The following is a 23,606-nucleotide window of genomic DNA, read 5'->3' as shown; positions in this document are numbered from 1 at the left end:
TCGCCGTGCCTACTCCTCGACCGCCTCGCCGGCAGCCGGGTCGTGGCGCTCGAACCAGTCGGTCAGCGTCCGGAGCCGGTGGATCGCCCGCTCCGGGTCGCCGACGTTGTGGTGCTCGCCGGGGTACACCACCAGCTTCGCCGGGACGCCGCGCTTCTTCAGCCGGACGTAGAGCTGCTCGGCCTGCCACGGCGGGCACCGCCAGTCCTCCTCGCCCGCGGTGACCAGCGTCGGGGTGTCGACCGCGTCGACGTCCTGGATGCTGGAGATGCCGCGGTAGTTCTCGGGCGCCTCCCACGGCAGGCCCAGATCCTCGTCGTACCAGAGCTGGGTGTCGGCGGTGCCGTACAGCCCGTGGAAGTCGTAGATGCCGTGTTCGGGCGCGGCAGCGGCGAAATCGTCGGTCCGCGTGACGACGTAGAGCGTGTTGATGGCGCCCTGCGAGAACCCGGTGATGAACAGCCGGTCGGGGTCGGCCGCGCCGCGGTCGACCAGTTCGCGGGCGCCCGAGACGATGTCGTCGCTCTCGCGGGGGCCCCAGTCGCCGCGGATCTGCTCGCTGAACGCCTGCCCGTAGGACGTGCTCCCCCGGTAGTTGACCTCCAGCACCGCGTAGCCCTGCCCGGTCCAGTAGGTCTCGGCGAAGCCGAACCGCGGCGCGTCGTAGGACATCGGCCCGCCGTGGACGTTCACGACCAGGGGCAGCGGGTCGTCGGCCTCGGGGTCGAAGTCGGCGGGCAGGTACGCGAGGGCCTCGATCTCCTCGCCGTCGCCGTTCTCGAACCGGACGCGCTCGCACCTCGGCGTCGCGACGTCCGCGACGACGTCGGCGTTGAGTTCGGAGAGCCGCCGCGCCGGGTCGTCAGGGTCGGAGTCGCCCGGTTCGTCGTCCACTTCCGAGACCGGGAACGCGTAGATTTCCGCGGGCGAGTCCGGTGCCGAGCGCGTCACCGCGACGGTTCCGCCGGCAGCGTCGAAGCCGGTGAGCGTCCGGTGGTCGCCCTGGCTGTCGTAGACGCGCTCGGGCTCCCCGTCGACCCGGAACCGGGCCAGTCGCGTCCGGGCCTCGTCGGCGATCGGTGCGAGCAGCGTCTCGTCGTCGACCCAGGCGGGCGTCCCGCCCCACGCGAGCGTCCGGTCCAGGCCGGCCGAGACGTCGGTCCAGTCGCCGCCGTCGGCGTCGCCGACCAGCAGGCCGGTCGAGTCGTACCAGTTCGACGCCGAGCGGGCCACCAGTGCGAGCTTCTCCCCGTCGGGTCGCCACCGCAGGTCGCGGACGAACAGGTCGCCGTCGGTGAGCCGCCGGAGGTCGGACCCGTCGGGCCGGACGGTGTAGACGTGCATCGCCCCGGAGTCGTCGGGGCGGTCGGTCCGGTTCGAGAGGAACGCGATCCGGTCGCCCGCGGGCGACCACGCCGGGCTCAGGCCGGTCCGGGGCTCCATCGCCCCGCCGCCGTAGGCGTCGTCGAGCCGGGTCGCTTCCCGGGACTCGCAGTCGACCACGAACAGGTAGGACCGCACGTCGTCGAGCCAACCGTGGCCGTCGAACTTGTGCTGGAGGCGCTCGGTCTCGATCGGGCCGTCGTCCTCCCGGCGTGATTCGAGGTACTCGCGCTGGTCCTCGGTGGGGTCCCGTGCCGCGACCACGATGCGCTCGCCGTCGGGCCCCCAGTCGAATCCGCGGACGCCCTCCTCGAAGTCGGTGAGCTGGCGGGCGTCGCCGCCGAGTTCCAGGTCGAACGCCCACACCTGCGGACGGTCCTCGCCGGACTCGTCGTTGTCCTCGGCGGTGTCGGCTTCCTCGTCGTCACCGTCCGCGTTCCCGTCGTCCGCATCCCGGCCGACGCGGAAGTCCACGTCGCGCTCGCGGTTCGCGACGAACGCGAGCTTCGTCCCGTCGGGGCTCCACTTCGGGGCGCTCGCGCCGGGGAGCCGGGTCAGGCGGTGGGGCTCCCGGCTCCCGTCGGTGGGCGCGACGAAGAGGCTCTCGTGCCAGGTGTCCGCGTCCTCGTCGGCCTCCGCGACGGCGAACGCGACGCGCTCGCCGCCGTCGGACGCGTCCGACGGGCCTCCGGTCCCTTCGCTCCCGGGGACGCCCGGGGAGACGACGGGGGTTCCGATCCGGCGCAGGTCGTAGAGGTCCGCGAGGTCGAGCGGGCGGTCTGCCATGCGGACGCCTTCAGACGCGTCCGGGATAACTCCTCACCTTTCGCGCGCAATCAGTGGCTCCGCCGGCGCGTCGCGCCGGCCGCTACGTCTCGGCGCGGACCATCTCCTCGATCCGGTCGAGCCCGGTCCCGATGCGCTCGAGGCTGTTGGCGAAGCTGATCCGGACGTACCCCTCTCCGGCGTCGCCGAACCCGTCGCCCGGCGCCGTGACGACGCCGTACTCGGCGAGCAGCCGCTTGGCGATGTCGAAGCTGCCGCCCGGCAGGTCGCTCACGTCGAGGAAGGCGTAGAACGCGCCCTCCGGCCGCGGACACGAGACGACCGGCATCTCCGCGACCCGCTCGACCACGAAGTCCCGGCGCTCTTCGAAGTCGGCCTTCATCTCGGCGACCGGCTCCTGAGGACCGGTCAGGGCCGCCAGCGCGGCCCGCTGGCTCACGCTCGACGGGCAGGCGGTCGTGCTCTCGCTAATCTGGGTGACCGCGTCGACCACCGGCTGGGGGCCCGCGAGCCAGCCGAGCCGCCATCCGGTCATGGCGTAGGTTTTCGAGCAGGAGTCGACCGTGAGTACGTTGTCGGCGTCGTCGACGTACGACGCCGCGCCCCGGAAGTCGCGGTCGTAGGTGAGCCGGCCGTACACCTCGTCGGCGACGAGGTACGCGTCGCGGGCCGCGGCGGCGTCGGCGACTTCGGCGACCGCGTCCTCGTCGTACACCCGGCCGGTCGGGTTCGAGGGGCTGGTCAGGACCACGGCGGCGGTGTCCTCGGTGATGCGGTCGACGACCCGCTCCGGGTCGAGGTCGAACCCCGTCTCGGCGGGCAGCGGAACCGTCACCGGGGTCGCGCCGGCCAACTGGACCTGGTTGACGTAGTTGGGCCACGCGGGCGTGGGGACGACCACCTCGTCGCCCGGCCCCGCCAGCGCCATCATGGTCTGTGCGAGCGCCTCCATCGCGCCGCTCTTGACGGTCACCTGCTCGGGGCCGACCGCAACCCCGCTCTCGCGGCCCATCGTCTCGGCGATGGCCTCCCGCAGCGGCGGGATGCCGGCGTTCTCGGTGTACTGGGTCGCGCCCTCGCGGGCGGCCTCGGCCGCGGCGTCGATAACGTGCTCGGGCGTCCCGAAGTCGGGTTCGCCGACTTCGAGCCGGACGATGTCGCGGTCGGACTCCCGGAGCGCCTCCTCGGCCAGCCCGAACATCACGCGGATCTTCGAGCGTTCGAGGCTCCCGGTGCGGTCGGCCAGCCGCGCGGAGGCGGCCCGCCGGCGTGCGTCGGTCATGGCCTACGTCACGGACCACCGCGTGAAGTAAGTTCGTCTCCCGGAACGGGCGGTCCGCCTACTGCTCGACGGCGCGACGGGTGAGCGCCCGCGACCGGCCCGTCTGTGCGATCTCGAGGACCGTCATCAGGTCGGTCCGCGATACGAGGCCGGCCAGTCCGTCGTCGTCGGTGACCAGGACCCGGCCGACGTCCTCCCGCTGGAGGGCGGTCAGTGCCTCCGTCGCGGCCGTGTCGGGCGTGACGGTCACGAGGTCCGTCGACATGACGTCCCCCACGAGGGTCGCGTCGCGGCGCTCCGGGTCGACCCGCTGGACGTCTTCGAGGGTCACGATGCCGACGAGGGCCTCGCCCTCGACCACCGGGTAGCCGGTGTGGCGCTCGCGCACCATGCGTTCGAGCAGTTCGGCCAGCGACTCGTCGGGCGACACGGTGTCGAGTTCGGCCGTCGGCGTCATGACGTCGCGGACCGCCAGTCCCTCGAGCGCCGCCTCGACCACGACCTGCCGGGTCTCGCCGGTCGCCGCCACGAAGATGAAGAAGGCGATGGCGATCCAGAAGATGTTGAAGGTGAAGATGCCGGCGATGCCCAGCAGGACCGCGAACCCCTTGCCGACCGACGCGGCGATGCGGGTCGCCTCCAGTCGCGGGCGGTCGCGCGAGAGCACCGCTCGGAGGACCCGGCCGCCGTCCATCGGGAAGCCCGGTAGCATGTTGAACGCCGCGAGCGCCACGTTCAGCACCGCCAGGTAGCCCGCGACGAACCGCAGCGCCGGCAGGCCGGTCGGCAGCGCGACGACCGCGCCGTAGAAGACGGCGCCGAGCGCCACGCTGACGACGGGTCCGGCGACCGAGATCCAGAGTTCGTGGCGCCAGTCGTCGGGGAGCTCGGCGAACTGCGCGAGACCTCCGAGGAACCACAGCGTGATCGCCTCGATGTCGAGTCCGAAGTGCCTCGCGACGAGCGAGTGGCCCAGCTCGTGGAGGAGCACGCTCGCGAACAGGCCGAGCGCCGCCGCCAGCCCCAGCGCCCACGGCATCGCGCCGTCGGTCAGGGGCCCGGGGTCGATGCCGGTGTCGAACGCCCGGTTGAGCATCTCCGCGGTCAGTTCCACCTGCCCCGCGATGAGGAACGCCATCACCGGGAAGACGAGCAGGAACGAGGTCCCGAGTTTGATGGGGATGCCGAAGACCGAGCCGACGCGTACACTCGCCATACGCGACCGTAAGTCTCAGGGCCTTATCAACGGACTGACCACATGTCAGCGCTCGGATACCCGTGACCGCGACGCCGCCGGCCGACCGCCACGGCGCCGAACGAGGAATCTTTTTGCGCGCGCCGACCCCACGCCGACACATGGTATCCGAGATCTTCGACCCCGAGAAGTGGGAGTCGGCGGGCCCCGACTTCGACGACATCACCTACCACCGCGCGGTCGACTCCGGCACGGTGCGCATCGCGTTCGACCGGCCGGAGGTCCGCAACGCCTTCCGCCCGAAGACGGTCGACGAACTCTACGACGCCCTGGACCACGCCAAGCGCCAGACCGACGTGGGCTGCGTCCTCCTGACCGGTAACGGCCCGTCGCCGAAGGACGGCGGGTGGGCGTTCTGCTCGGGCGGCGACCAGACCGTCCGGGGCGACGAGGGCTACGAGTACCGGGGCGAGGACGGCGAGACCGACCGCGCGGCCGAGGGCGGTCGCCTCCACATCCTGGAGGTTCAACGTCTGATCCGCCACATCCCCAAGCCGGTGCTCTGCGTGGTCCCTGGGTGGGCGGTCGGCGGCGGCCACAGCCTCCACGTGGTCTGCGACATGACCATCGCCAGCGAGGAGCACGCCGTCTTCAAGCAGACCGACCCCGACGTCGCCTCGTTCGACGCCGGGTTCGGCTCGGCGTACCTCGCCAAGCAGGTCGGCCAGAAGAAGGCCCGCGAGATCTTCTTCCTCGGGAAGGACTACGACGCTGAGGAAGCCGCCGACATGGGCATGGTCAACGAGGCGGTGCCCCACGAGGACCTGGAGGACGTCGCGCTGGAGTGGGCCGAGGAGATGAACTCCAAGAGCCCCACCGCGATGCGGATGCTCAAGTACGCCTTCAACATGACCGACGACGGACTGGTCGGCCAGCAGGTGTTCGCGGGCGAGGCCACCCGGCTGGGGTACATGACCGACGAGGCCAAGGAGGGCCGCGACGCCTTCGTCGAGGGCCGGGAACCCGACTTCGACGAGTTCGACTGGCACTACTAACGACCACCTTTTGACCACCACCTTTTTTCTTCGTCGGGTACCCTCGTTCGCTTCGCTCACTTCGGGAACCACTCCTCGAAAAAATCTGGACCAAAAAAGACCCGCTCGCTCGGGCTTCGCCCTCAATCGCGGTAGCACTGCTGGTGCGCACCGCAACGGCCTTCGCGGCCGGTCCACCGAAGCTAGCTAGAGGTTTAAGTACGAGAGCGGGACGAACGCGGACCATGCTCGGGAACCTGTTCGGTCGCGGACTCGGTCGTCTCGGTCTGACCGCCCTCCTCGCGACACTGCCCCTCGCAGTGAGCGTGTCGCTCAGGCGAACTTTGATACGGTTCTACGCTCGACTGTCGGGCATGGGGAAGACGATTCGCGTCTCCGAGGAGTTCCACTCCTGGCTCGAAGCCCGTAAGCGGGACGACGAGTCGATGGAGGACGCGCTCCGCCGCCTGACCCGGGGGCCGCATCCGAGCAGGACGACGGGGGTGCTCACGCCCGAGCAGGCCGAGGAGGCCAAGGAGGCCGTCGACGAACTTCGCGAAAGCGATTCAGAGCGAAAGCGTCGAGCACGCGAGGCGTTCGCGGACGACGAATGATTCTTGACTCGACGTACGTGTTCGACCTGATGGCGGAGAACCGACGCGCCTTCGAGAAAGGGGTGGAGATTGTCGAGCGGGGCGAGTTACAGTGGCTTCCGACCGCAATCTTCGCTGAGGCGTACTACGGGGCAGTGTCGACTCGAAGTACGACGACCGAATCGGAGATTCGCAACCGACTCCTCGGTTATCCGCGAATCGATCTCGACCAGGAGATCGCCCGCGCGGCCGGCAAACTCCTGGCACGGGCCGACGACGCGGCCGGAGAGGACAGCGGCATCGGGTGGAACGACGCCCACATCGCCGCGATTGCCGAGATTCTCGATCAGCCAGTTCTGACTGCCAACGTCGCGGACTTCGAGCGACTCGGCGTTCCGGTCGAGACCTACTGATCGCCACCTGAACTCCATCTCTCCCGGCCGCCCTCGCCGCCGCCCGCCGACTTAAGACGCTCAGGTCACTAGTCCTCCCCGATGACTGACAACGTCCGGGAGTACGAGGTCGCCGTGGTCGGCGGGGGTCCCGCGGGGCTCACGACCGCGCTGTACACCACCCGGCTGAGCCACGACACGGTGGTCGTCGACCGGGGCGGCGGGCGGGCCGCCATGATGGCCGACACCCACAACGTCATCGGTATCACCGAGGACGTCTCGGGCAGCGAACTGCTCCGGACCGCCCGCCAGCAGGTGCAGCACTACGGCGCCGACTACGTCCGCCGGTTGGTCGAGTCGGTCGAGCGCGTCGACGACGGCCGGTTCCGGCTCGCGACCCGCACCGGCGACGTCGACTTCCTCGCCGAGAAGGTCGTGCTCGCGACCGGGTTCACCGACGAGCAGCCGGAGCCGCCGCTGCCCCCGACCGGCCGGGGTCTCCACTACTGCCTCCACTGCGACGCCTACATGTTCGTCGACGAGCCGGTGTACGTGATGGGGACCGGCGAGGCGGCCGCCCACGTCGCGATGATCATGCTCAACTTCACCGACGAGGTCGACCTGCTCACTCGGGGCGACGAGCCGACGTGGAGCGAGGAGACCGACCGCCAGCTCCGGGCCCACCCGGTCGACGTCGTCGACGAGGAGATCACCGGCGTGGAGAAGGACGACGACGGCTGGCTGGCCGGCTTCGCGTTCGAAGACGGCGCGTTCCGGGAGTACCGCGGCGGCTTCCCGATGTACGGCGCGGACTACAACGCCGAACTGGTAGACCGGCTCGGCTGCGAGCGCAACGACGACGGCACGGTGGCGGTCGGCGAGGCGGGCGAGACCAGCGTCGACGGCGTCTACGCGGTCGGCGATCTCACGCCCGGCCACAACCAGGTCCCGGTCGCGATGGGCGAGGGCGCGAACGCCGGCATCGACATCCACTACGACCTCCGGGAGTTTCCGAAGTCGATCGACGAAATCGAGGCCGAGGGCGAGGTGTCGCCAGACGAGGTGCCGGGGATGTCCGACGAGCTGCGCGAGGCGGCCCGGGAGTTCAACGCGGCCGGCGACGACTGAGAGAGGCGCCGGCGGTGCCGTGCCGGGAACGGAGCGCCCCCGGCTACCCGGCCGAACTGGGCTCCCTGCCGTGGAGGACGGCGTTGAGCGTCGCGCCGATCAGCAGGACGAACCCGCTGAAGTAGAGCCAGGTCGCGAGGATCAGCACGCCGCTGACCACGCCGAACACCTGCGAGCGCATCACGAACTGGACGTAGAGCCGGAACAGCTCCTGGAGGACGGTCCAGCCGACCGCGGTCAGCACCACCCCGGGGACCACCTCCAGCCAGCCCAGTTCGACCTCCGGGAACACGTAGAACATCGGGTAGAACGCGACGCTCAGGCCGATTACGAGCAGCGCGGCCTCGACGAGCCACGCCAGGGGCAGGCCCGGCGGGAGGGCGACCCGGGTCCAGGTCGCGGCGATGACGACGACCGCGACGGTCAGCGCCGCGAGCACCACGAACGCGTCGCGGAGCTGGTTCGGGAGCGTCCCGCCGCGCTCGGCGCCGTACAGCTCGGTGAACGCCTTGTCGAGTCCGTTGAACACCGCGAACGCGCCGAAGCCGAGGACCGCGACCCCCACGACGGAGTTGCCCGTGTGGTCGACAGCGTTCCGGACCGCCTCGCGGACCAGCCCCTGGGCGTCGGCCGGGAGCTGGTTGGCGGTCACGTCGAGCAGCCGTTCGGTCACCCCCGGATCGACGACGGCGGTGGCGACCACCACCAGGAGGAACAGCAGCGGCATGATCGACACGAACGCCTGGTAGGCGATGGCGCCGGCCATGAACGGGACGTCGGCCGCGAGCGCGTGGTCGACGACCGCCCGACCCAGCGCGACCGGCTGGCGCAGCGAGGCGGTCCGAGCGCCGGTTTCGGTCATGGACGACCGTAGGTCGCTGCGCCCCTTTCCGGTTGTGCCCGTTCTGCTGTCGACTGTCTCCTTCAAGTAGTTCTGGCGACTAGGGATAGATACAGACGAAGGGCGCTTCTCACGGACACTCGACCCGATAGTCGCGACGCTGCTGCTCGCGAAGGTCGCCACGCTCTCCGCCGCCGAAACCGGACCGCTCCCGAAACCGCAGACGCTATTGCTCGTTCGCCGCAACGTCCGACAATGAGCGACATGGCTACCGACCGCTCCCGCCGCGAGGCGTGGCTGATGGCCGCCCGGCCCCACACCCTGCCGGCGGCCGCCGCGCCCGTGGTCGTCGGCACCGGACTCGCGTTCGCCGTCGGCAAGTTCGCGCCGCTGCCCGCGCTGGCGGCGTTCGTCGGCGCGGCCCTCATCCAGATCGGCACCAACTTCGCGAACGACTACTACGACGCCGTGAAGGGCGTCGACACCGACGAGCGCGAGGGGTTCACCCGGGTCACCCAGTCGGGGCTCATCGCGCCGCAGTCGGTCAAGCGAGCGATGTACGCCACGTTCGCGCTGGCGGTACTCGTCGGCACCTACCTCGTCTACGTGGGCGGGCTGCCCATCCTGATCATCGGGCTCGCCAGCGTCGCCTCCGGTATCGCCTACGCGGGCGGCCCCTACCCGCTGGGCTCGCACGGCCTGGGCGACCTGTTCGTCTTCGTCTTCTTCGGGGTCATCGCCGTGATGGGCACCTTCTACGTCCAGGCGGCCAGCCTGTTGGCCGGGCCCTTCCCGATGGGGATTCCCGAGGGCACCGTCACGCTCGCGGCGTTCGCGGCCAGCCTCCCGGTCGCGGCCATCTCCACGGACATTCTGGTCGTGAACAACGTCCGGGACCTCGAGACCGACCGCGAGGCCGGCAAGCGCACGCTGGCGGTCATCGTCGGCTACCGCGCGAGCAGGGCGGAGTTCGTCGCGCTGCTGGCGCTCGCCTACGCCGTCCCGTTCTGGTTCTGGCTCGCCCGGGACCACTCGGCGGCGGTGCTGCTGCCGCTCGTGACGGTTCCGTACGCCGCCGACGTCACCTGGACCGTCCTGACCGACACCTCCGGCGAGGCGCTCAACCCCGCGCTGGCCCGGACCAGCAAGCTGCTCGCGGCGTTCTCGGCGCTGTTCGCGCTGGGCCTGATAGTATGAACACCGAACTGCGGCCGTTCTCGCTCCCGCTGACCGACCCCCTCGACACGGCCCGGGGCGCCATCGAGCGCCGCGAGGGACTCCTGCTCAGGGTCGAGGCCGGCGACGGCGCGGTCGGGGTCGGCGAGGCCGGGCCGCTGCCCGGGTGGACCGAGCACTACGACGAGTGCGAGTCGGTGCTGGCCGACGCCGTCGACGCGGTGGACCGCGGCGCCGACCCCGCCGACCTGCTCGCGGACCTCGACGCGACCCCGGCGGCGCGCCACGCGCTCGACCTCGCGCTGGCCGACCTGGAGTCGTCGCGCGAGGGGGTTCCCCTCTACCGGTACCTCGGCGCGGGCGGCGCGGTCGAGAGCGTCCCGGTGAACGCGACGGTCGGCGACGCGCCGAGAGCGGAGACGGTCGCCGAGGCCGAGCGCGCGGCGGGCGAGGGGTTCGGAACCCTGAAGCTGAAGGTCGGCGCCCGCCCGCTGTCGGCCGACGTCGAGCGCGTCGAGGCCGTGAGCGACGCGCTCCCCGACGTCGAGCTCCGGGCCGACGCCAACGGGGCGTGGGAGTACCAGCAGGCCCAGCAGTTCCTCGACGCCGCCGGCGACCGGCTGGCCTACGTCGAGCAGCCCCTGCCGGCGACCGACCTCGCGGGGCTCGCGGCGCTGTCCGGCCCGGTCGCGCTCGACGAGACGCTGACCGCGGTCGACTTCGACGACGCGCTGGACGCGGACCCCGATGCCGTCGTCCTGAAACCGATGGCGCTGGGCGGGCCCCGCAGGGCGGTCGAGTTCGCTAGGCGGGCCCGGAAGGAGGACGTCGCCCCGGTCGTGACGACCACTATCGACGGCGCGGTCGCCCGGACCGCCGCGGTCCACGTCGCGGCCGCGGTTCCGTCGGTGCCGGCCTGCGGGCTCGCCACCGCGGCGATGCTCGCGGAGGACTTCGCGCCGGACATCGCGCCGGTCGCGGACGGCCGGGCGGTGGTCCCGCAGGGCGCCGGCAACGGCACCGCCGACACGTGGGGGTACCATGACTGACGGACCGGACTCGGCGGGTGCGGTGGGAGACGACCGCGAGCGGCCGGCGACCGACGCGCCGACCCGCGACTGGCTGGCCGACCGCGCGCGGACCGACCCGGAGTCGACGGCGCTCGTCGAGGCCGCCGACGGGACCCGGTGGACCTACGCCGAGTTGGACGACGCGGTCGACCGCACCGCGGGGCGACTCGCCGCGCTCGGCCTCGGCGAGGGCGACCACCTCGGCGCGCTGATGGAGACCCGGGTGGCGTTCGTCCGGCTGGTCCACGCCGCGATGCGGCTCGGCGCGGCGCTGGTCCCGCTGAACGCCCGACTCGCCCGGCCCGAGCTGGCCCGGCAGGCCGCGGTCGCGGACCTGGACCTGCTGGTCTGCGAGACCGACACGGAGGCGGACGCGGTCTCGTTCGCCGACGTACCGGTGGCGTCGGTCGATTCGACGGCAGAGGACGGGACCACCCCGCTCGCCGGGACCGACCCCGTCGCCGTCTCGCCCGCAGAGTGGTCGCGGTCGGACCGCCAGGCTCTGCTCTTCACCTCCGGCACCACCGGGGACCCGAAGGCGGTCGACCTCTCGATGGGCAACTTCCTGTCGAGCGCAATCACCTCGGCGTTCCGGCTGGGCGCGACGCCCGGCGACCGGTGGCTGCTCTGCCTGTCGATGTACCACATGGGCGGGCTGTCGGTCGTCCTCCGGTCGGCGCTCTACGGCGGGACCGTCGTCCTCCAGGAGGGGTTCGACGCGGGCGCCGCCGCGGACGCCGTCGCGGAGTACGGCGTCACCGGCGTCTCGCTGGTGCCGACGATGCTGCGCCGGATGCTGGACGCGCGCGACTCGCTGGCCGACTCGCTGCGGTTCGTCCTGCTCGGCGGGGCGCCCGCGAGCGGCGAACTCATCGAGCGGTGCGAGGCCCGCGGCGTGCCGGTCCACCCGACCTACGGCATGACCGAGACCGCCTCCCAGATAGCGACCGCGCGACCCCGGGAAGCGTTCGCCCACCGCGGCACCGTGGGCCGGCCGCTGCTCTGGACCGACGTGGCGGTGGTCGACGAGGGCGGGGAGCCGCTGCCGGCGGGCGAGGCCGGCGAACTCGTCGTCTCGGGGCCGACGGTCGCGCGGGGGTACTACGACGACCCGGAGGCGACGGCGGCGGCGTTCGGCGAGCAGGGCCTGCACACCGGCGACGCGGGCTATCGCGACGAGACCGGCCGGGTCTGGGTGCTGAACCGCCGCGAGGACCGCATCGTCACCGGCGGCGAGAACGTCCACCCCGGCGAGGTCGTCGAGGCGCTGCGCGAGCACCCCGGCGTCCGTGACGCCGCGGTCGTCGGCCTCGACGACGAGGAGTGGGGCGAGCGCGTCGCCGCGCTCGTAGTACCGGCGGACGCCGAGGCCGACCTCTCGGCCGAGGCCGTCGCGGACCACTGCCGGGACCGCCTCGCCGGCTACAAGCGCCCCCGGACGGTCGCGTTCGCCGACGACCTCCCGCGGACCGCGTCGGGGACCGTCGAGCGGGAAGCGGTCCGGGAGCGGCTCCGCGAAGCAGCTGGCGAGGAGTGAGCGGGCTTCGCAGACGTTCCGTCAGCCGAGGATGCGCGTGTCGACACGGACCACCGGAAGCGGGAATCACGGACCACCGGAAGCGGGGATCGACCCCGACCGCGGGACGCGCCGCGAGGGCCCCGTGTCCGAACTCGCGGGGAGGTACCGCACCGCTCACGCCGACGCCGGCGCGCGCCGGAGGTGGACGGCGAGTGAACGCTGCTAGATGACTCGCCAACGGACGAGACTCCCGTACCGCCCCCAGAGAACCCCACCGTCCCCGCCGGAGCCGCGAGGTTTTAACCCGATAGGTGCGTAGCACCGCCCGTGTGCACTCTGATCCTCGCGTGGCAGGTGTTCGACGGGACGCCCGTCGCCGCCGCGGCCAACCGCGACGAGGCGACGGGTCGCCCCTCTCGACCGCCGGCTGTCCTCGACGACGACCCGACCGTGGTCGCCCCGCGGGACGAGGAGGCCGGCGGGACGTGGATCGGGTACAACGACGCGGGCCTGTTCGTCGCCGTGACGAACCGCCGCGCGGACATCGAGGGCGAGCGCTCCCGGGGCCTGCTGGTCCGAGATGCCCTCGCCCGTGAGAGCGCCGCCGACGCCGCCGCGTACGTCGAGTCACAGCTCGCCGAGCGCGACTACGCCGGGTTCAACCTCGTCGTCGCCGACGCCGAGCAGGCGGTCCTGCTTGAGTGGGACGGCGTGCTCCGGACGACAGCGCTCGACCCGGGCGTCCACGTCGTGGTCAACGAGGGGTACGACGGCGAGGCCCCGAAGTCGTCCCGCATCAGGGAGGTGGCCCACCCCGCCGACGACGGGACCGCGGTCGAGGCGTGGTTCGACCGCGTGAAGGGCGTGCTGGCCGACCACGACCTCGGCGTCTGCGTCCACGGCGAGGAGTTCGGCACCCGGTCGTCGTCGCTGGTCGCGGTCGACGAGTCGGGCGCGGGCCGGTACCGGTTCGCCGACGGGCGGCCCTGCGAGACCGACTACGAGGCGGTCGCCGTCGGCGAGGAATCCGGCGGGACAGGCGTCGGCGACGCCGCCGACGGTCAGATTTAAACCGTCCGCGGCCCGAGGTGTCCCACATGGCAGCATCCGAGGCAGACCTCACCGAGGAGGAGCGAGCGGGGCTGGAACTCGTCCGCGAGACCGGCGGCATCCACCAGAGCGACTTCTGGAAGGAGCTCGGCGTCGACTCCCGGAAGGGCAGCCGCATCGTCGAGTCGCTCGACGAGAAGGGGCTCGTCCAGCGCGAGGAGACCGTCTACGACGGCCACAACACCTACCTCATCACGCCCGCGGCCCGCGATCTGGACTTCTCGCTGCTGATGGCCGGCGACATGCTCTCGCCGTTCATCGGCGAGGAGGAGGTCGACCCCGAGAGCGACGCCTTCTCCCAGTGGATCATGAACCTGGCGTACAGCGAGTAGCGACCGCAGTCTCGCCGCGACCGACCCGCGTTCCCGACCGACCGCACGTCCCCGCCCGACCCGGCGACCGAACGCGTTCGCCGGACCGACGCGTCTCACCCCGTTCAGTGGCTTTTTGCCGGACACCGGCCAACGTACCGGCCATGACCGACTGGTACGGCGACCACCCCGTCACCGGGCTCGACGACGCCGACCCGCACCTCGCGCACCTCCAGTACTTCCCCGTCAAGTCGCTCGACCCCGAGCCGCGCGACCGGGCGACGCTGGTCGCCGACGGCGCGCTGGCCGGCGACCGCGAGTGGGCGATCCTGGACCGGCCCGCCGACGAGCCCTACGACCCCGATTCGGCCGACGTCGGCGGGTCGGGCGACTACGTCAACGGGAAGAAGACCGACGCGGTCCACCGGCTCCGCTCGACGTTCCATCCCCGCGACGGGAGTCGCGGCGATGCGGGCGGCGACGACGGGGGCGCATCGCGCGACGGCGGACCGGCGGTCACGCTCCGCGAGCGGGGCGCCGACGACTCGGCGGCCCGCCGCTTCCCGCTCGCCGACGCCGGCGACGACGAGGCCGCGGTCCACGCCGACCTGAACGCCCGGCTCTCCGAGTACTTCGGCCGGGAGGTCAGCGTCCGCCGCGACGACGCCGGCCAGCACGACGACCGGGAGCGCCACGGCCCGACCGTCGTCTCGACCGCCACGCTCCGGGAGGTCGCGGCGTGGTTCGACTTCGACCTCGAGTCGGCCCGGCGGCGGTTCCGCGCCAACCTCGAGGTCGGCGGCGTCCCACCGTTCTGGGAGGACCGGCTGTTCGCCGACGCGGGCGAGGTGGTCCGGTTTCGCGTCGGCGACGCCGAACTCGTCGGGGTCCACCCCTGCCAGCGCTGCGTCGTCCCGGGCCGCGACCCCGACACGGGCGCGGCGACCCCGAACTTCCGCGAGACGTTCGTGCGCCGGCGCGAGGCGACGAAGCCGGCGTGGACCGACGGCGACCGGTTCGACCACGCCTTCCGGCTGATGGTCAACACCCGCGTCCCCGAGGCGTCGGCGGGCGAGACCGTCGCCGTCGGCGACCCGGTCGAGCGACTCGGCGCCCGGCCGGAGTGACCGCACTGCCGCCACCGTCACAGCGACCGGCGCGCTACGCCCGTTCGGCCTCGTCGACGCGGTGGAGCCTGGAGCGCCACAGCCGGAGGTCGTCGAAGAGGAACTCGACGTCTTCGGGCGCCGAGTAGTCGCCGCCGTAGTAGACGGAGAACCAGTAGTCCTGGACCTTCAGCCGGTCGACGTCCCGGAACCGGACGTCGGTCACGTCGAGCGCCAGGTCGCCGTCGACCCACCCCTTCACCACGCCGTCGTCCTCGCCCGGCGTGTTCAGCTCGACGTAGTTGTCGATGCGGTACCACCGGTCGGCGTCGAGCAGCCCGTGGCCGCCGATGTCCCACTCGAAGTGCGTGCCGTACTCGCCGTCCATCTCGGCGTGGTAGACGTACGAGGCGAGCGTGACGTGGCCGTCGTCGCCGTCGGCTTCCCTGAAGTTCATCCGGGCCGACCAGCCGTCGGTCCCGTCCGACGGCCGCCCGCCCCAGCCGGCCCTGCCGTAGGTGCCGGCCGGCCCGGGCAGCTTCCCGCTGTCGTCGTCGCCGAGGTCGGTCTCCGAGGGGACGTACAGCATGTACCGGCTGTGGAGCCGTTCGGGCTCGGACTCGCCCGCCTCGGCGAACCGGTACCGCATCCGGGTGCCGTAGTGGTCGCCCTCGGGGACCGCGACCGACAGCGACTCCGAGGCGCCGTCCGGGCCGTCGACGATGCTGTTGTGGTCGGTCAGCTCCGCCGACGTGAACCGATCTGCGTACTCCTCGCCGGCGAACGGGATCCGGACGTCGGGCTCGACGGACGGCGACTCCGGGAGCCTGACCGGGGTCGAGAACAGCGCGGTCGCCGCGATGCCCGCCCCGAGGCCCTTCAGCAGGTCGCGGCGGTCGAACCCCCGACGCGTGCGCCGCTCGTCGTCGTTCCCGTGCGATTCGTCGACGGTCCGGTCGGCGTTCTCGGTCATGGACCCACCAGGCTCACCCCGTTTCCCCGGTCGCTGTCGCTCCGGGGTCAACTGTGGAGGGACGTTGGGACGAGAAACACATCAATCCCGCGGCCCGGACCCGGTGTCCGACCGGGTCAGTTCTCGGCGGCGCTGCCGACCCGGATGACGTCGGCCTCGCCGAACGCCGGGCCGATGAACTGGACGCCGACCGGGAGGCCGCCGTCGACCTCGCCGGCGGGCACCGAGATGGCCGGCAGGTCCGCCAGGTTGACCGGGACCGTGTTGGCGTCCGCGAGGTACATCTGGAGCGGGTCGTCGAGGCTGTCGCCCTGCTCGAACGGCGGGGTCGGCATCGTGGGGCTCGCGAGCACGTCGACCGACTCGAACGCCTCGTCGAAGTCCTGCCGGACCCACGCCCGGGCGTCCTGGGCCTGCTTGTAGTACTTGTCGTGGTAGCCCGCCGACAGCGCGTAGGTCCCCAGCAGGATGCGGCGCTTGACCTCCTCGCCGAACGCCTCGCGGGACTCGCTGAACGCCTCGTTCCAGTTGCCCTCGAAGCCGCCGGACTTGCCGTAGCGCACGCCGTCGAAGCGCGCGAGGTTCGACGAGGCCTCCGACATCGCGATGACGTAGTAGGCCTCGACCGCGTGCTCGACCGAGGGCAGCGATACCTCCTCGACGGTCGCCCCCTTCGACTCGAGGTCGTCGAGCGTCGCCTCGAAGCGCTCGCGGACGCCCTCGTCGGCGCCCTCGACGAGCTCGGTCGGGACGCCGATCGTCGTGCCGTCGACGTCGTTCGTCGCGGCGCTCGCGTAGTCGGAGTCGGCGCCCTCCTCGCGGCTGGTCGCGTCGTTGGGGTCCGGGCCGCTGATGACGTCCAGCAGCTCGGCGGCCTCCTCGACCGTGGGCGCGAGCGGGCCGATCTGTTCGAGGCTGTTGGCGTACGCGACCAGCCCGTACCGCGAGACGAGACCGTAGGTGGGCTTGATGCCGACGACGCCGCAGAACGCCGCCGGGTTGCGGATGGAGCCGCCGGTGTCGCTGCCCAGCGCGAGGTCGGCCTCGCCGGCGGCGACCGCGGCCGCGCTGCCGCCCGACGAGCCGCCCGGGACCCGCCCCGGCGCGGCGGGGTTCTCGACGGGGCCGAACGCCGAGGTCTCGGTGGTCGACCCCATGCCGAACTCGTCCATGTTGGCCTTGCCGACGATGGTCGCCCCGGCGTCCTTCAGCCGCTCGACGACCGTGGCGTCGTACGGCGGCACGTAGTCCTCGAGCATCTCGGACCCGCAGGTGGTCCGGACGCCCTCGGTGCTGATGTTGTCCTTGACCGCGACGGTCCTGTCCGCGAGGGGGCCGTCGGCCGCGCCCTCGACGGTCTCCTCGGTGATGAATGCGTTGTGGTCTGCGCTCATTGTGTGGTTGTCGTGGTTCCTCGGGTGAGGATCGGTGGTCGTCTTGTCGCTGCAGATTGCGCCGTGCGGTCGGGACTACGAGACGTTCGGCCCCTTGAAGTAGCCGTCCTCGGTCTCGGGGGCGTTCGCCAGCGCCTCCTCCTGTGAGAGGCAGTCGCGGGTCTCGTCGGGCCGCATCACGTTCACGAGGTCGGTCTCGCGCTCGACCTCCGGCACCTCCTCGAGCGTCTCGAAGTAGTCCAGGATGTCGCCGAACTGGTCGGCGAACCGCTCGACCTCCTCGTCGTCGAGGCCGACCCGCGCGAGGTCGGCGACGTGGCGGACCTCATCGGGACCGGGCGCGGCGTCGTCGGACCCGGCGGACGTGTCGCTCATGTCCGTCACAACCCGCGGGGCGGCGGTAAGGGTTTCGATACCGACCCCTCGAAACGAGTATTAAAAGTTGGTGAATCGTGGGGTCGGCACAAGACCGCTGAACGGGCCCAGAGCGGTCGGAAACACCGGCGACGCGCCGAACGGAGGAATCGGTCGTTCCGGTCGTTGCCACAGTCTTTAAGTAGCAACGGGCGTAACTAGGAGACGTCTTCTGAACCCGTCCCTCTGGCGGAGTGTCGGCGCATCTTCCTCTGGCTGTCTCGAACAACTTCCACCATGACCGAAACACGCACCCGAACTCACACCGACGAGCGAACGAGCGACGAATCCGAGCGCGAGGCCGAGGCCGAGCAGCACCGCTGTCCCGAGTGCGGCGGCAACCTGGTCACCGACGACGAGCGCGGCGAGACCGTCTGCGCGGAATGCGGCCTGGTCGTCGACGAGGACCAGATCGACCCCGGCCCGGAGTGGCGCGCGTTCGACTCCAAGGAGAAAGACCAGAAGAGCCGGGTCGGCGCCCCGACCACCAACACGATGCACGACAAGGGGCTGTCGACCAACATCGGCTGGCAGGACAAGGACGCCTACGGCAACTCCCTCGGTTCCCGCCAGCGCGAGAAGATGCAGCGGCTGCGCAAGTGGAACGAGCGGTTCCGCACCCGCGACTCCAAGGAGCGCAACCTCAAGCAGGCCCTCGGCGAGATCGACCGCATGGCCTCCGCGCTCGGGCTGCCGGACAACGTCCGGGAGACCGCCTCGGTCATCTACCGGCGGGCGCTCGACGAGGACCTCCTGCCGGGCCGCTCCATCGAGGGCGTCGCCACCAGCGCGCTCTACGCCGCCGCCCGGAAGGCGGGCACGCCCCGGAGCCTCGACGAGATCACCAACGTCTCGCGGGTCGACAAGGACGAGATCGCCCGGACCTACCGGTACGTGGTCCGCGAGCTCAACCTCCAGATCCAGCCCGCCGACCCCAAGAGCTACGTCCCGCGGTTCGTCTCGGACCTCGGCGTGAGCGAGGAGGTCGAGCGCCGGGCCCGCGACCTGCTCGACACCGCGACCGAGAAGGGCATCCACAGCGGGAAGTCGCCGGTCGGCCTCGCTGCGGCCGCCGTCTACGCCGCCGCGCTGCTCAGCAACGAGAAGGTGACCCAGAGCGAGGTCAGCGAGGTCTCGGACATCAGCGAGGTCACCATCAGAAACCGCTACCACGAGCTGCTCGAGGCGAAGGAAGACGGCATCGCGCCCTGACGGCCCTCTTTTACCGAGAGTCAGTGCGCCGGTCCGGTTCGAGCGCGCCCTCGACCAGTTTCGCCTCCGCCTTCTGGAGGTGCTCGGACGCCGTGTTGGGAGCGCAGCCCATCCGCTCGGCCACGTCGGCGTGGGTCGCGCCCCGCGGGTGCTCGTAGTAGCCGAGTTCGTACGCGGTGAGGACGGCCTCGAGCTGGCGATCGCTGAGCCGGGACGCCGGGGCCCGTCGGCTCGTGTCGTACTCGCCGACCGCGCGGACGTCCACGTCGATACCGGGCGGGAGGGCCTCGACTGCGGCCTGGAGCACCGCGGAGTCGCCGACGATGTCGGCGTGGACCCGGCCGTCCCGGTAGACGACCGGCTTGGCGACCACGAGGCCGTCGCGGGTCAGCGTGTCGAACACCTGCCCCATGGGCGGGACCGCCGAGGGGCGTAGCTGGACCAGCAGGTAGAAGCGGTCCCCGGTGATGGGCGTGACGTCGGCGTCGACGAGCCCGGGCGTGTCGGCCAGTTCCGACCGAACCGCGTCGGCGTCGCCGCGGACCTCGAACAGGACCGTCACCGGGTCCCCGCTCCCGGGCGTCCAGTCGAGCAGTCGCGTCTCCGACACTCCGTCGGACGCTCTCCCGGCGAGCAGCCGGAAGAGCTGCGGCGTCTGTTCGGGCGGCGGTCTGGCCCGGACGCGCAGGTACTTCACGGGCGCTCTTCGGCCGGCCCATTACTTAAACCACCCGACGATACCCGGCAGAACGCGCATTCGACCGGCGGTCCACCTCCCGGACATGAGACCATCGGTGCGGACCGAAGACCTCCGGCGCGAGTTCGGGACCACCACCGCGCTCGACGCCGTGGACCTCGACGTGGACGGCCCCCAGATCGTCGGCGTGGCCGGTCCGAACGGCTCGGGGAAGACGACGCTGATCCGGTGCCTGCTCGGCGCCCTCCGGCCGACTGACGGCGAGGCGGCGGTGAACGGGACGCCCGCGCTCGACTACTCGGCCGACGACCGGGCGCGGATCGGCTACATGCCCCAGCACGAGGCCGTCTACCGGGACCTGACGGTCCGGGAGAACGTCGCGTTCTTCGCGCGGCTGTACGGCGTGGCGGACCGCCGGTCGGCGGTCGACCGGGCGCTCTCGTTCGTGGACCTCCGGGACCGCGCGGACGCCCGCATCGGCGAGCTCTCGGGCGGGATGGTCCGGCGGACGAGCCTGGCCTGCGCCGTCGTCCACGACCCCGATGTGCTGTTCCTGGACGAGCCGACGGTCGGGCTCGACCCGCAACTGCGCGCGGAGATGTGGCGGGGCTTCCGCGACCGTCGAGACGGCGGTTCGCTCATCGTCGTATCGACGCACTACCTCGGCGAGGCCCGCAACTGCGACCGGGTGCTCTTCCTCCGGGACGGTCGGGTGCTGGCGCTCGACGCGCCGGAGGCGTTCCTCGCGGAGACGGGGACCGAAACCCTCGAGGAGGCGTTCCTCGCGCTGCTGGAGGACGGGGGAGCGGGAGCGTCCGGCGACACTCCGGCGAGATCCGGGGACGAACCGTCGGACAGAGCGGGGAAGACGGACGAGCGGGAGGCGTCGTCATGAACGGCGCGCTCGTGGTCTCCCGGCGGCTCCTGCTCGGGCTCCGGGGCGACCGGCGCACGCTGGGGCTGGTGCTGGTCGTTCCCGGGTTCATCGTCTTCCTGTTCGGCGAGGTGTTCCCCCGGCCCGAACCGGTCGCTCCGGTCCTGCTCGCCGTGTTCGTCTTCTTCCTCACCTACCTGCTCACCGCCGTCGGGTTCCTGCGCGAGCAGACCGCCGGGACCCTGGAGCGCGTGCTGGTCTCGCCGATCTCCCGGAGCGGGCTCGTCCTCGGGTACGTCGTGGGGTTCGGCCTCCTCGCGGCGGTCCAGTCGGCCGTCCTGCTCGGCGCCAGCGTCTACTTCCTCGACGTGACGTTCGCCAACGGGGTGGCGCCGTTCTTCGTCCTCGAGCTGCTCGGGGCGCTGACCGCGCTGGGCATCGGCGTCCTGCTGTCGCTGTTCGCCGAGAACGAGTTCCAGGCCGTCCAGTTCATCCCGCTGGTCATCACGCCCCAGGTCATCCTCGGCGGGACGTTCCTCCCGGTCGAGGAGCTGCCGACGTACCTCGAGATCCCGGCCCGGGCGATGCCCGTCACCTACCTGGTCGACGGGATGCAGTACGTCGTCCGCGACGCGGGGACCGCCGGGGACTTCTGGACCGCCACGACCGTCCTCGGCCTCTACACCCTGCTGGCGGTGGTCGGCGCGACCGCGGCGGTCGGCCGCGCCCAGTGAGACCGGACCGTAACCGGAAAGCCGCGTCGCCGACACCGCTGCCCCATGGAGACCACCCGTCACTTCACCGCGACCGTCTACGTCGTCCACGACGGCGCGGTCGCGCTGCACCACCACGACCGCCTCGACATGTGGCTAGCGCCCGGCGGCCACCTCGACCGCGACGAGCTCCCCCGCGAGGCCGCCCGCCGGGAGGTCCGCGAGGAGACCGGCCTCGACGTGACGCTGCTCGAACCAGAGACCGACGTCGACGTCGAGGCCGGCCGGGAGCTCGCGCCCGCCGAGCACGTCATGCTCTTCGACATCGACGTCTACCCCGGCGGCGAGGTGGGTCACCAGCACGTCGACCACGTCTACTTCGCCGCGGCCGAGAACCGCGAGATAGAGCCGGCGGGCGACGACGAGGCCGACCCCGAGGACTGGGAGTGGTTCGCCCGCGAGGACCTCCGGACCGCCGACCGGCTGACGACCGAGGTCGTCCAGATCGGGCTCGAGGCCATCGACGCGGTCGAGGCCCGCTCGCGGTAGGCCGTCACTCCCTTCGGGGAAATCCGGTACTCCCTCCGTCAACCGATACTCCCTCCGTCCCTCCCTGTTCTGTAGCCGACGGCTCTCCCCGACGCCTCCGCCGATGTTCTTCCGTCGGAGGCGCGGTTCGAGCAATTTCAAATCCAGACGTCATTTTATCACTTGAGAAGGTTAATTAACCCCCGTAAGCAATATCTCGCTTACATGAGTGTCGGCGAGGTGAGTGGTGCCGCGGACGGCGACGCCGAGGGGGCCGGCCGGTTCGAGGCCGAGCTCGAGAGGACCGAGGAGGTCCGGCTCTCGTGGGAGGCCTCGGGCGTGCGGTGGGCGAACCAGTGGGGTATCGACCCCGACACCCCGACGCGGTTCGCCGCGACCGACCGGCGCGTCCTCTTCGAGACCGAGTCGGGCACGAGCTCCATCGGCTACCGCCACGTCCGGGCCGTCAAGGTCGACGCCGCGAGCGACGGGCTCGACCTCTCGATGGCGTTCGTCGGCTGCGGCGGGCTCTGCCTGCTCGTCGGGCTGCTGGTGGCCACCGACGACCTCGCCAACGGCGCCGGACTCGTCCTGCTGTCGGTCATGCTGCTGGTCGCCGGGAGCGCGGTCGGCGGCACCTCCGACCGCGCGACGGTCACGCTCATCATCGACAACGAGCGCCAGCGCCTCTCGTTCGAGGTCGACGAGGACGTCGCCGAGCGACTGGCCGAACTGGCCTCGCGGTTCTGAACGGGACCGTACGGGACGGCGGACCCAAACCGCGCGTAATTTTCACCTCGCCAACTGTAACAGAACTACTTTGTGCGGCGGCCGAGACCGGTCGGGTATGCCGACACGTCGCCGCCTCCTCGCCGCCCTCCCGAGCGTCGCCCTCGCGGGCTGTCTGGGTCGAGCGACCGGCCCCGACGGGTCCGACACGACGGACGGAACGCCCGCCGCGACGACGACTGACCCCGCGACCACCTCGTTCCCCGGCGACCTGGTCCGCCGGAACGGGCGGACGGTCGTCGACTTTCCGGCGTTGTCCGACGGCGAGGTGTCCGTCGAGTCCTCGCCGGGCGTCGCGACCATCGCCTTCTCCGGGTCCGTCGACGCCGACTTCGAACTGGCGGTGGCGGTCGACGGCGAGATGGCGGGCGAGGGAAGCCCCATCGCGGCGTCCCGGACGCTGACGCCCGCCGACGAGCCGCGAGCCTTCGTCGCTCCCGTCTACCGGAGCGCCGAGGAGGGGTTCGAGTTCCGAGCCTACGCCAACACCGCGTTCCGCGAGCTGGGCGACCTCCACCTCCTGGCGGCCCCGGGCAGGTCGCTCGCCGCCGACGGCGCCGCCTCGCGGCCCGCGGAGTTCGAGTCGCTCACGGAGACCGTGGGCCGGACGACCGTCTCCGCGGCCGACGTCGAGGGCGCGGACGCCGGCGCACCGCTCTCGGTGGGGCTGCTCGACGCGTCGCTCGAAGCGATTCGGTCGGGCGACGCCAGTAGCGTCAGCGGTGTCGTCCTCCAGTACGTGCAGGGGGTGCAGCAGCAGTCGTCCCCGAAGGCCGTCTTCGAGTTCGAGTTCGACAACGACTCGGTCACGGTAACCCACCGCGGCGGCGACGGGATCGCGGGCGCCAACCTCGCCGTCAGGGTCGGCGGCGAACCCGCCGCCGTCGCGTTCCCCGAGGAGGTCACGGCCGGCGACTCGGTGACGGTCGACCTCTCGGGCGTCGCGGCCGGGACGTCCGTCAGAGTGGTCTGGACCGCCCCGGAGCGCGACCGCGCGGCGGTCCTGGGCGCGGCGACGGTCCCCCGCGACGGGACGACCGCTGCCGAGTGAGAACGGCGGCCGACCGGGACCACTGCCCGGGCGGA

At 71.6% G+C, this 23,606-nt stretch carries 24 protein-coding genes; 16 read left to right on the top strand and 8 right to left on the bottom strand.

Annotated features, from left to right (window positions below):
- Window positions 1–9: 9 nt before the first annotated feature.
- The 3 genes from ACQUQF_RS10935 to ACQUQF_RS10925 form a co-directional block, all read right to left on the bottom strand.
- Window positions 10–2,169: a S9 family peptidase gene (locus ACQUQF_RS10935; RefSeq protein ID WP_435178666.1), complete on the bottom strand. Its 2,160-nt coding sequence runs from the start codon at window positions 2,167–2,169 to the stop codon at window positions 10–12.
- An 82-nt stretch (window positions 2,170–2,251) separates the two neighbouring features.
- Window positions 2,252–3,451, bottom strand: a complete 1,200-nt coding sequence (locus ACQUQF_RS10930; RefSeq protein WP_435178664.1) for a pyridoxal phosphate-dependent aminotransferase — start codon at window positions 3,449–3,451, stop codon at window positions 2,252–2,254.
- A gap of 58 nt (window positions 3,452–3,509) precedes the next feature.
- Complete coding sequence (locus ACQUQF_RS10925) at window positions 3,510–4,667, bottom strand: CBS domain-containing protein (RefSeq protein WP_435178662.1); 1,158 nt, start codon at window positions 4,665–4,667, stop codon at window positions 3,510–3,512.
- Window positions 4,668–4,807: 140 nt separating this feature from the next.
- On the opposite strand from ACQUQF_RS10925, the gene ACQUQF_RS10920 reads away from it, so the two are divergent.
- The 4 genes from ACQUQF_RS10920 to ACQUQF_RS10905 all read left to right on the top strand — a co-directional run bounded on the left by ACQUQF_RS10920 (window position 4,808) and on the right by ACQUQF_RS10905 (window position 7,793).
- A complete protein-coding gene (locus ACQUQF_RS10920; protein WP_435178660.1) occupies window positions 4,808–5,701 on the top strand; it encodes a 1,4-dihydroxy-2-naphthoyl-CoA synthase in 894 nt (297 codons plus the stop codon).
- 224 nt (window positions 5,702–5,925) lie between these two features.
- Window positions 5,926–6,294 carry an antitoxin VapB family protein gene (locus ACQUQF_RS10915; protein WP_435178658.1) on the top strand — a complete coding sequence of 123 codons (369 nt, stop codon included), beginning with the start codon at window positions 5,926–5,928 and terminating at the stop codon, window positions 6,292–6,294.
- The gene (locus tag ACQUQF_RS10910; protein ID WP_435178656.1) at window positions 6,291–6,686 is read left to right on the top strand and encodes a PIN domain-containing protein; all 396 of its coding nucleotides are present in this window, start codon (window positions 6,291–6,293) and stop codon (window positions 6,684–6,686) included. The genes ACQUQF_RS10915 and ACQUQF_RS10910 overlap by 4 nt, the downstream gene beginning before the upstream one ends.
- A gap of 81 nt (window positions 6,687–6,767) precedes the next feature.
- Window positions 6,768–7,793 carry an NAD(P)/FAD-dependent oxidoreductase gene (locus ACQUQF_RS10905; protein WP_435178654.1) on the top strand — a complete coding sequence of 342 codons (1,026 nt, stop codon included), beginning with the start codon at window positions 6,768–6,770 and terminating at the stop codon, window positions 7,791–7,793.
- A gap of 43 nt (window positions 7,794–7,836) precedes the next feature.
- On the opposite strand, the gene ACQUQF_RS10900 is transcribed toward ACQUQF_RS10905, so the two are convergent.
- The gene (locus ACQUQF_RS10900; RefSeq protein WP_435178652.1) at window positions 7,837–8,655 is read right to left on the bottom strand and encodes a YihY/virulence factor BrkB family protein; all 819 of its coding nucleotides are present in this window, start codon (window positions 8,653–8,655) and stop codon (window positions 7,837–7,839) included.
- Window positions 8,656–8,889: 234 nt separating this feature from the next.
- Here ACQUQF_RS10900 and ACQUQF_RS10895 point away from each other — a divergent pair, with 234 nt between their 5' ends.
- The 6 genes from ACQUQF_RS10895 to ACQUQF_RS10870 all read left to right on the top strand — a co-directional run bounded on the left by ACQUQF_RS10895 (window position 8,890) and on the right by ACQUQF_RS10870 (window position 14,947).
- Window positions 8,890–9,831 (top strand): 1,4-dihydroxy-2-naphthoate polyprenyltransferase, encoded by a 942-nt coding sequence (locus ACQUQF_RS10895; protein ID WP_435178650.1) that lies wholly within the window; start codon window positions 8,890–8,892, stop codon window positions 9,829–9,831.
- Window positions 9,828–10,859, top strand: a complete 1,032-nt coding sequence (gene menC, locus ACQUQF_RS10890; protein WP_435178648.1) for an o-succinylbenzoate synthase — start codon at window positions 9,828–9,830, stop codon at window positions 10,857–10,859. Before ACQUQF_RS10895 ends, menC begins: the two co-directional genes overlap by 4 nt.
- Window positions 10,852–12,417, top strand: coding sequence for an o-succinylbenzoate--CoA ligase (gene menE / locus ACQUQF_RS10885; protein ID WP_435178646.1), 1,566 nt, complete (start codon window positions 10,852–10,854; stop codon window positions 12,415–12,417). Before menC ends, menE begins: the two co-directional genes overlap by 8 nt.
- A 309-nt stretch (window positions 12,418–12,726) precedes the next feature.
- A complete protein-coding gene (locus tag ACQUQF_RS10880) occupies window positions 12,727–13,470 on the top strand; it encodes an NRDE family protein (protein WP_435178644.1) in 744 nt (247 codons plus the stop codon).
- A 26-nt stretch (window positions 13,471–13,496) separates the two neighbouring features.
- Window positions 13,497–13,841: a helix-turn-helix transcriptional regulator gene (locus ACQUQF_RS10875; protein ID WP_435178642.1), complete on the top strand. Its 345-nt coding sequence runs from the start codon at window positions 13,497–13,499 to the stop codon at window positions 13,839–13,841.
- A gap of 143 nt (window positions 13,842–13,984) precedes the next feature.
- The gene (locus ACQUQF_RS10870) at window positions 13,985–14,947 is read left to right on the top strand and encodes an MOSC domain-containing protein (protein WP_435178640.1); all 963 of its coding nucleotides are present in this window, start codon (window positions 13,985–13,987) and stop codon (window positions 14,945–14,947) included.
- A gap of 34 nt (window positions 14,948–14,981) precedes the next feature.
- Here the strand turns inward: ACQUQF_RS10870 and ACQUQF_RS10865 are convergent, their stop codons facing one another.
- The 3 genes from ACQUQF_RS10865 to gatC all read right to left on the bottom strand — a co-directional run bounded on the left by ACQUQF_RS10865 (window position 14,982) and on the right by gatC (window position 17,668).
- Entirely contained in the window at window positions 14,982–15,899 is a 918-nt protein-coding gene (locus ACQUQF_RS10865) for a polysaccharide lyase (RefSeq protein ID WP_435178638.1), read from the bottom strand.
- 116 nt (window positions 15,900–16,015) lie between these two features.
- Window positions 16,016–17,293: an Asp-tRNA(Asn)/Glu-tRNA(Gln) amidotransferase subunit GatA gene (gatA, locus tag ACQUQF_RS10860; protein ID WP_435178636.1), complete on the bottom strand. Its 1,278-nt coding sequence runs from the start codon at window positions 17,291–17,293 to the stop codon at window positions 16,016–16,018.
- 75 nt (window positions 17,294–17,368) lie between these two features.
- Entirely contained in the window at window positions 17,369–17,668 is a 300-nt protein-coding gene (gene gatC, locus ACQUQF_RS10855) for an Asp-tRNA(Asn)/Glu-tRNA(Gln) amidotransferase subunit GatC (RefSeq protein WP_435178634.1), read from the bottom strand.
- 276 nt (window positions 17,669–17,944) lie between these two features.
- Here gatC and ACQUQF_RS10850 point away from each other — a divergent pair, with 276 nt between their 5' ends.
- Window positions 17,945–18,919: a transcription initiation factor IIB gene (locus ACQUQF_RS10850; RefSeq protein WP_435178632.1), complete on the top strand. Its 975-nt coding sequence runs from the start codon at window positions 17,945–17,947 to the stop codon at window positions 18,917–18,919.
- Window positions 18,920–18,929: 10 nt separating this feature from the next.
- Here ACQUQF_RS10850 and ACQUQF_RS10845 read toward each other — a convergent pair whose 3' ends face one another.
- Window positions 18,930–19,616: a helix-turn-helix domain-containing protein gene (locus tag ACQUQF_RS10845; RefSeq protein ID WP_435178630.1), complete on the bottom strand. Its 687-nt coding sequence runs from the start codon at window positions 19,614–19,616 to the stop codon at window positions 18,930–18,932.
- Window positions 19,617–19,701: 85 nt separating this feature from the next.
- Between ACQUQF_RS10845 and ACQUQF_RS10840 the strand changes: the two genes are divergently transcribed.
- The 5 genes from ACQUQF_RS10840 to ACQUQF_RS10820 all read left to right on the top strand — a co-directional run bounded on the left by ACQUQF_RS10840 (window position 19,702) and on the right by ACQUQF_RS10820 (window position 23,571).
- Window positions 19,702–20,511, top strand: coding sequence for an ABC transporter ATP-binding protein (locus tag ACQUQF_RS10840; protein WP_435178628.1), 810 nt, complete (start codon window positions 19,702–19,704; stop codon window positions 20,509–20,511).
- Window positions 20,508–21,224, top strand: a complete 717-nt coding sequence (locus ACQUQF_RS10835; RefSeq protein ID WP_435178626.1) for an ABC transporter permease — start codon at window positions 20,508–20,510, stop codon at window positions 21,222–21,224. The genes ACQUQF_RS10840 and ACQUQF_RS10835 overlap by 4 nt, the downstream gene beginning before the upstream one ends.
- 45 nt (window positions 21,225–21,269) lie before the next feature.
- Window positions 21,270–21,752 carry an NUDIX hydrolase gene (locus tag ACQUQF_RS10830; RefSeq protein ID WP_435178624.1) on the top strand — a complete coding sequence of 161 codons (483 nt, stop codon included), beginning with the start codon at window positions 21,270–21,272 and terminating at the stop codon, window positions 21,750–21,752.
- A 204-nt stretch (window positions 21,753–21,956) separates the two neighbouring features.
- Complete coding sequence (locus ACQUQF_RS10825) at window positions 21,957–22,481, top strand: hypothetical protein (RefSeq protein WP_435178622.1); 525 nt, start codon at window positions 21,957–21,959, stop codon at window positions 22,479–22,481.
- 97 nt (window positions 22,482–22,578) lie between these two features.
- Window positions 22,579–23,571 carry a hypothetical protein gene (locus ACQUQF_RS10820; protein WP_435178620.1) on the top strand — a complete coding sequence of 331 codons (993 nt, stop codon included), beginning with the start codon at window positions 22,579–22,581 and terminating at the stop codon, window positions 23,569–23,571.
- Window positions 23,572–23,606 lie beyond the last annotated feature (35 nt).

The sequence above is a fragment of the Halorussus sp. AFM4 genome (assembly GCF_051194995.1).
GTDB lineage: Archaea > Halobacteriota > Halobacteria > Halobacteriales > Haladaptataceae > Halorussus.
Note: the sequence above shows the minus strand (reverse complement) of the source record. Positions and strands in the feature narration are given on the sequence as shown.

Coding starts and splice junctions, on each gene's coding strand:
- ACQUQF_RS10935 (WP_435178666.1), bottom strand. CDS start 2,169: ATGGCAGACCGCCCGCTCGACCTCGCGGACCTCTACGACCTGCGCCGG.
- ACQUQF_RS10930 (WP_435178664.1), bottom strand. CDS start 3,451: ATGACCGACGCACGCCGGCGGGCCGCCTCCGCGCGGCTGGCCGACCGC.
- ACQUQF_RS10925 (WP_435178662.1), bottom strand. CDS start 4,667: ATGGCGAGTGTACGCGTCGGCTCGGTCTTCGGCATCCCCATCAAACTC.
- ACQUQF_RS10920 (WP_435178660.1), top strand. CDS start 4,808: ATGGTATCCGAGATCTTCGACCCCGAGAAGTGGGAGTCGGCGGGCCCC.
- ACQUQF_RS10915 (WP_435178658.1), top strand. CDS start 5,926: ATGCTCGGGAACCTGTTCGGTCGCGGACTCGGTCGTCTCGGTCTGACC.
- ACQUQF_RS10910 (WP_435178656.1), top strand. CDS start 6,291: ATGATTCTTGACTCGACGTACGTGTTCGACCTGATGGCGGAGAACCGA.
- ACQUQF_RS10905 (WP_435178654.1), top strand. CDS start 6,768: ATGACTGACAACGTCCGGGAGTACGAGGTCGCCGTGGTCGGCGGGGGT.
- ACQUQF_RS10900 (WP_435178652.1), bottom strand. CDS start 8,655: ATGACCGAAACCGGCGCTCGGACCGCCTCGCTGCGCCAGCCGGTCGCG.
- ACQUQF_RS10895 (WP_435178650.1), top strand. CDS start 8,890: ATGAGCGACATGGCTACCGACCGCTCCCGCCGCGAGGCGTGGCTGATG.
- menC (WP_435178648.1), top strand. CDS start 9,828: ATGAACACCGAACTGCGGCCGTTCTCGCTCCCGCTGACCGACCCCCTC.
- menE (WP_435178646.1), top strand. CDS start 10,852: ATGACTGACGGACCGGACTCGGCGGGTGCGGTGGGAGACGACCGCGAG.
- ACQUQF_RS10875 (WP_435178642.1), top strand. CDS start 13,497: ATGGCAGCATCCGAGGCAGACCTCACCGAGGAGGAGCGAGCGGGGCTG.
- ACQUQF_RS10870 (WP_435178640.1), top strand. CDS start 13,985: ATGACCGACTGGTACGGCGACCACCCCGTCACCGGGCTCGACGACGCC.
- ACQUQF_RS10865 (WP_435178638.1), bottom strand. CDS start 15,899: ATGACCGAGAACGCCGACCGGACCGTCGACGAATCGCACGGGAACGAC.
- gatA (WP_435178636.1), bottom strand. CDS start 17,293: ATGAGCGCAGACCACAACGCATTCATCACCGAGGAGACCGTCGAGGGC.
- gatC (WP_435178634.1), bottom strand. CDS start 17,668: ATGAGCGACACGTCCGCCGGGTCCGACGACGCCGCGCCCGGTCCCGAT.
- ACQUQF_RS10850 (WP_435178632.1), top strand. CDS start 17,945: ATGACCGAAACACGCACCCGAACTCACACCGACGAGCGAACGAGCGAC.
- ACQUQF_RS10840 (WP_435178628.1), top strand. CDS start 19,702: ATGAGACCATCGGTGCGGACCGAAGACCTCCGGCGCGAGTTCGGGACC.
- ACQUQF_RS10835 (WP_435178626.1), top strand. CDS start 20,508: ATGAACGGCGCGCTCGTGGTCTCCCGGCGGCTCCTGCTCGGGCTCCGG.
- ACQUQF_RS10830 (WP_435178624.1), top strand. CDS start 21,270: ATGGAGACCACCCGTCACTTCACCGCGACCGTCTACGTCGTCCACGAC.
- ACQUQF_RS10825 (WP_435178622.1), top strand. CDS start 21,957: ATGAGTGTCGGCGAGGTGAGTGGTGCCGCGGACGGCGACGCCGAGGGG.
- ACQUQF_RS10820 (WP_435178620.1), top strand. CDS start 22,579: ATGCCGACACGTCGCCGCCTCCTCGCCGCCCTCCCGAGCGTCGCCCTC.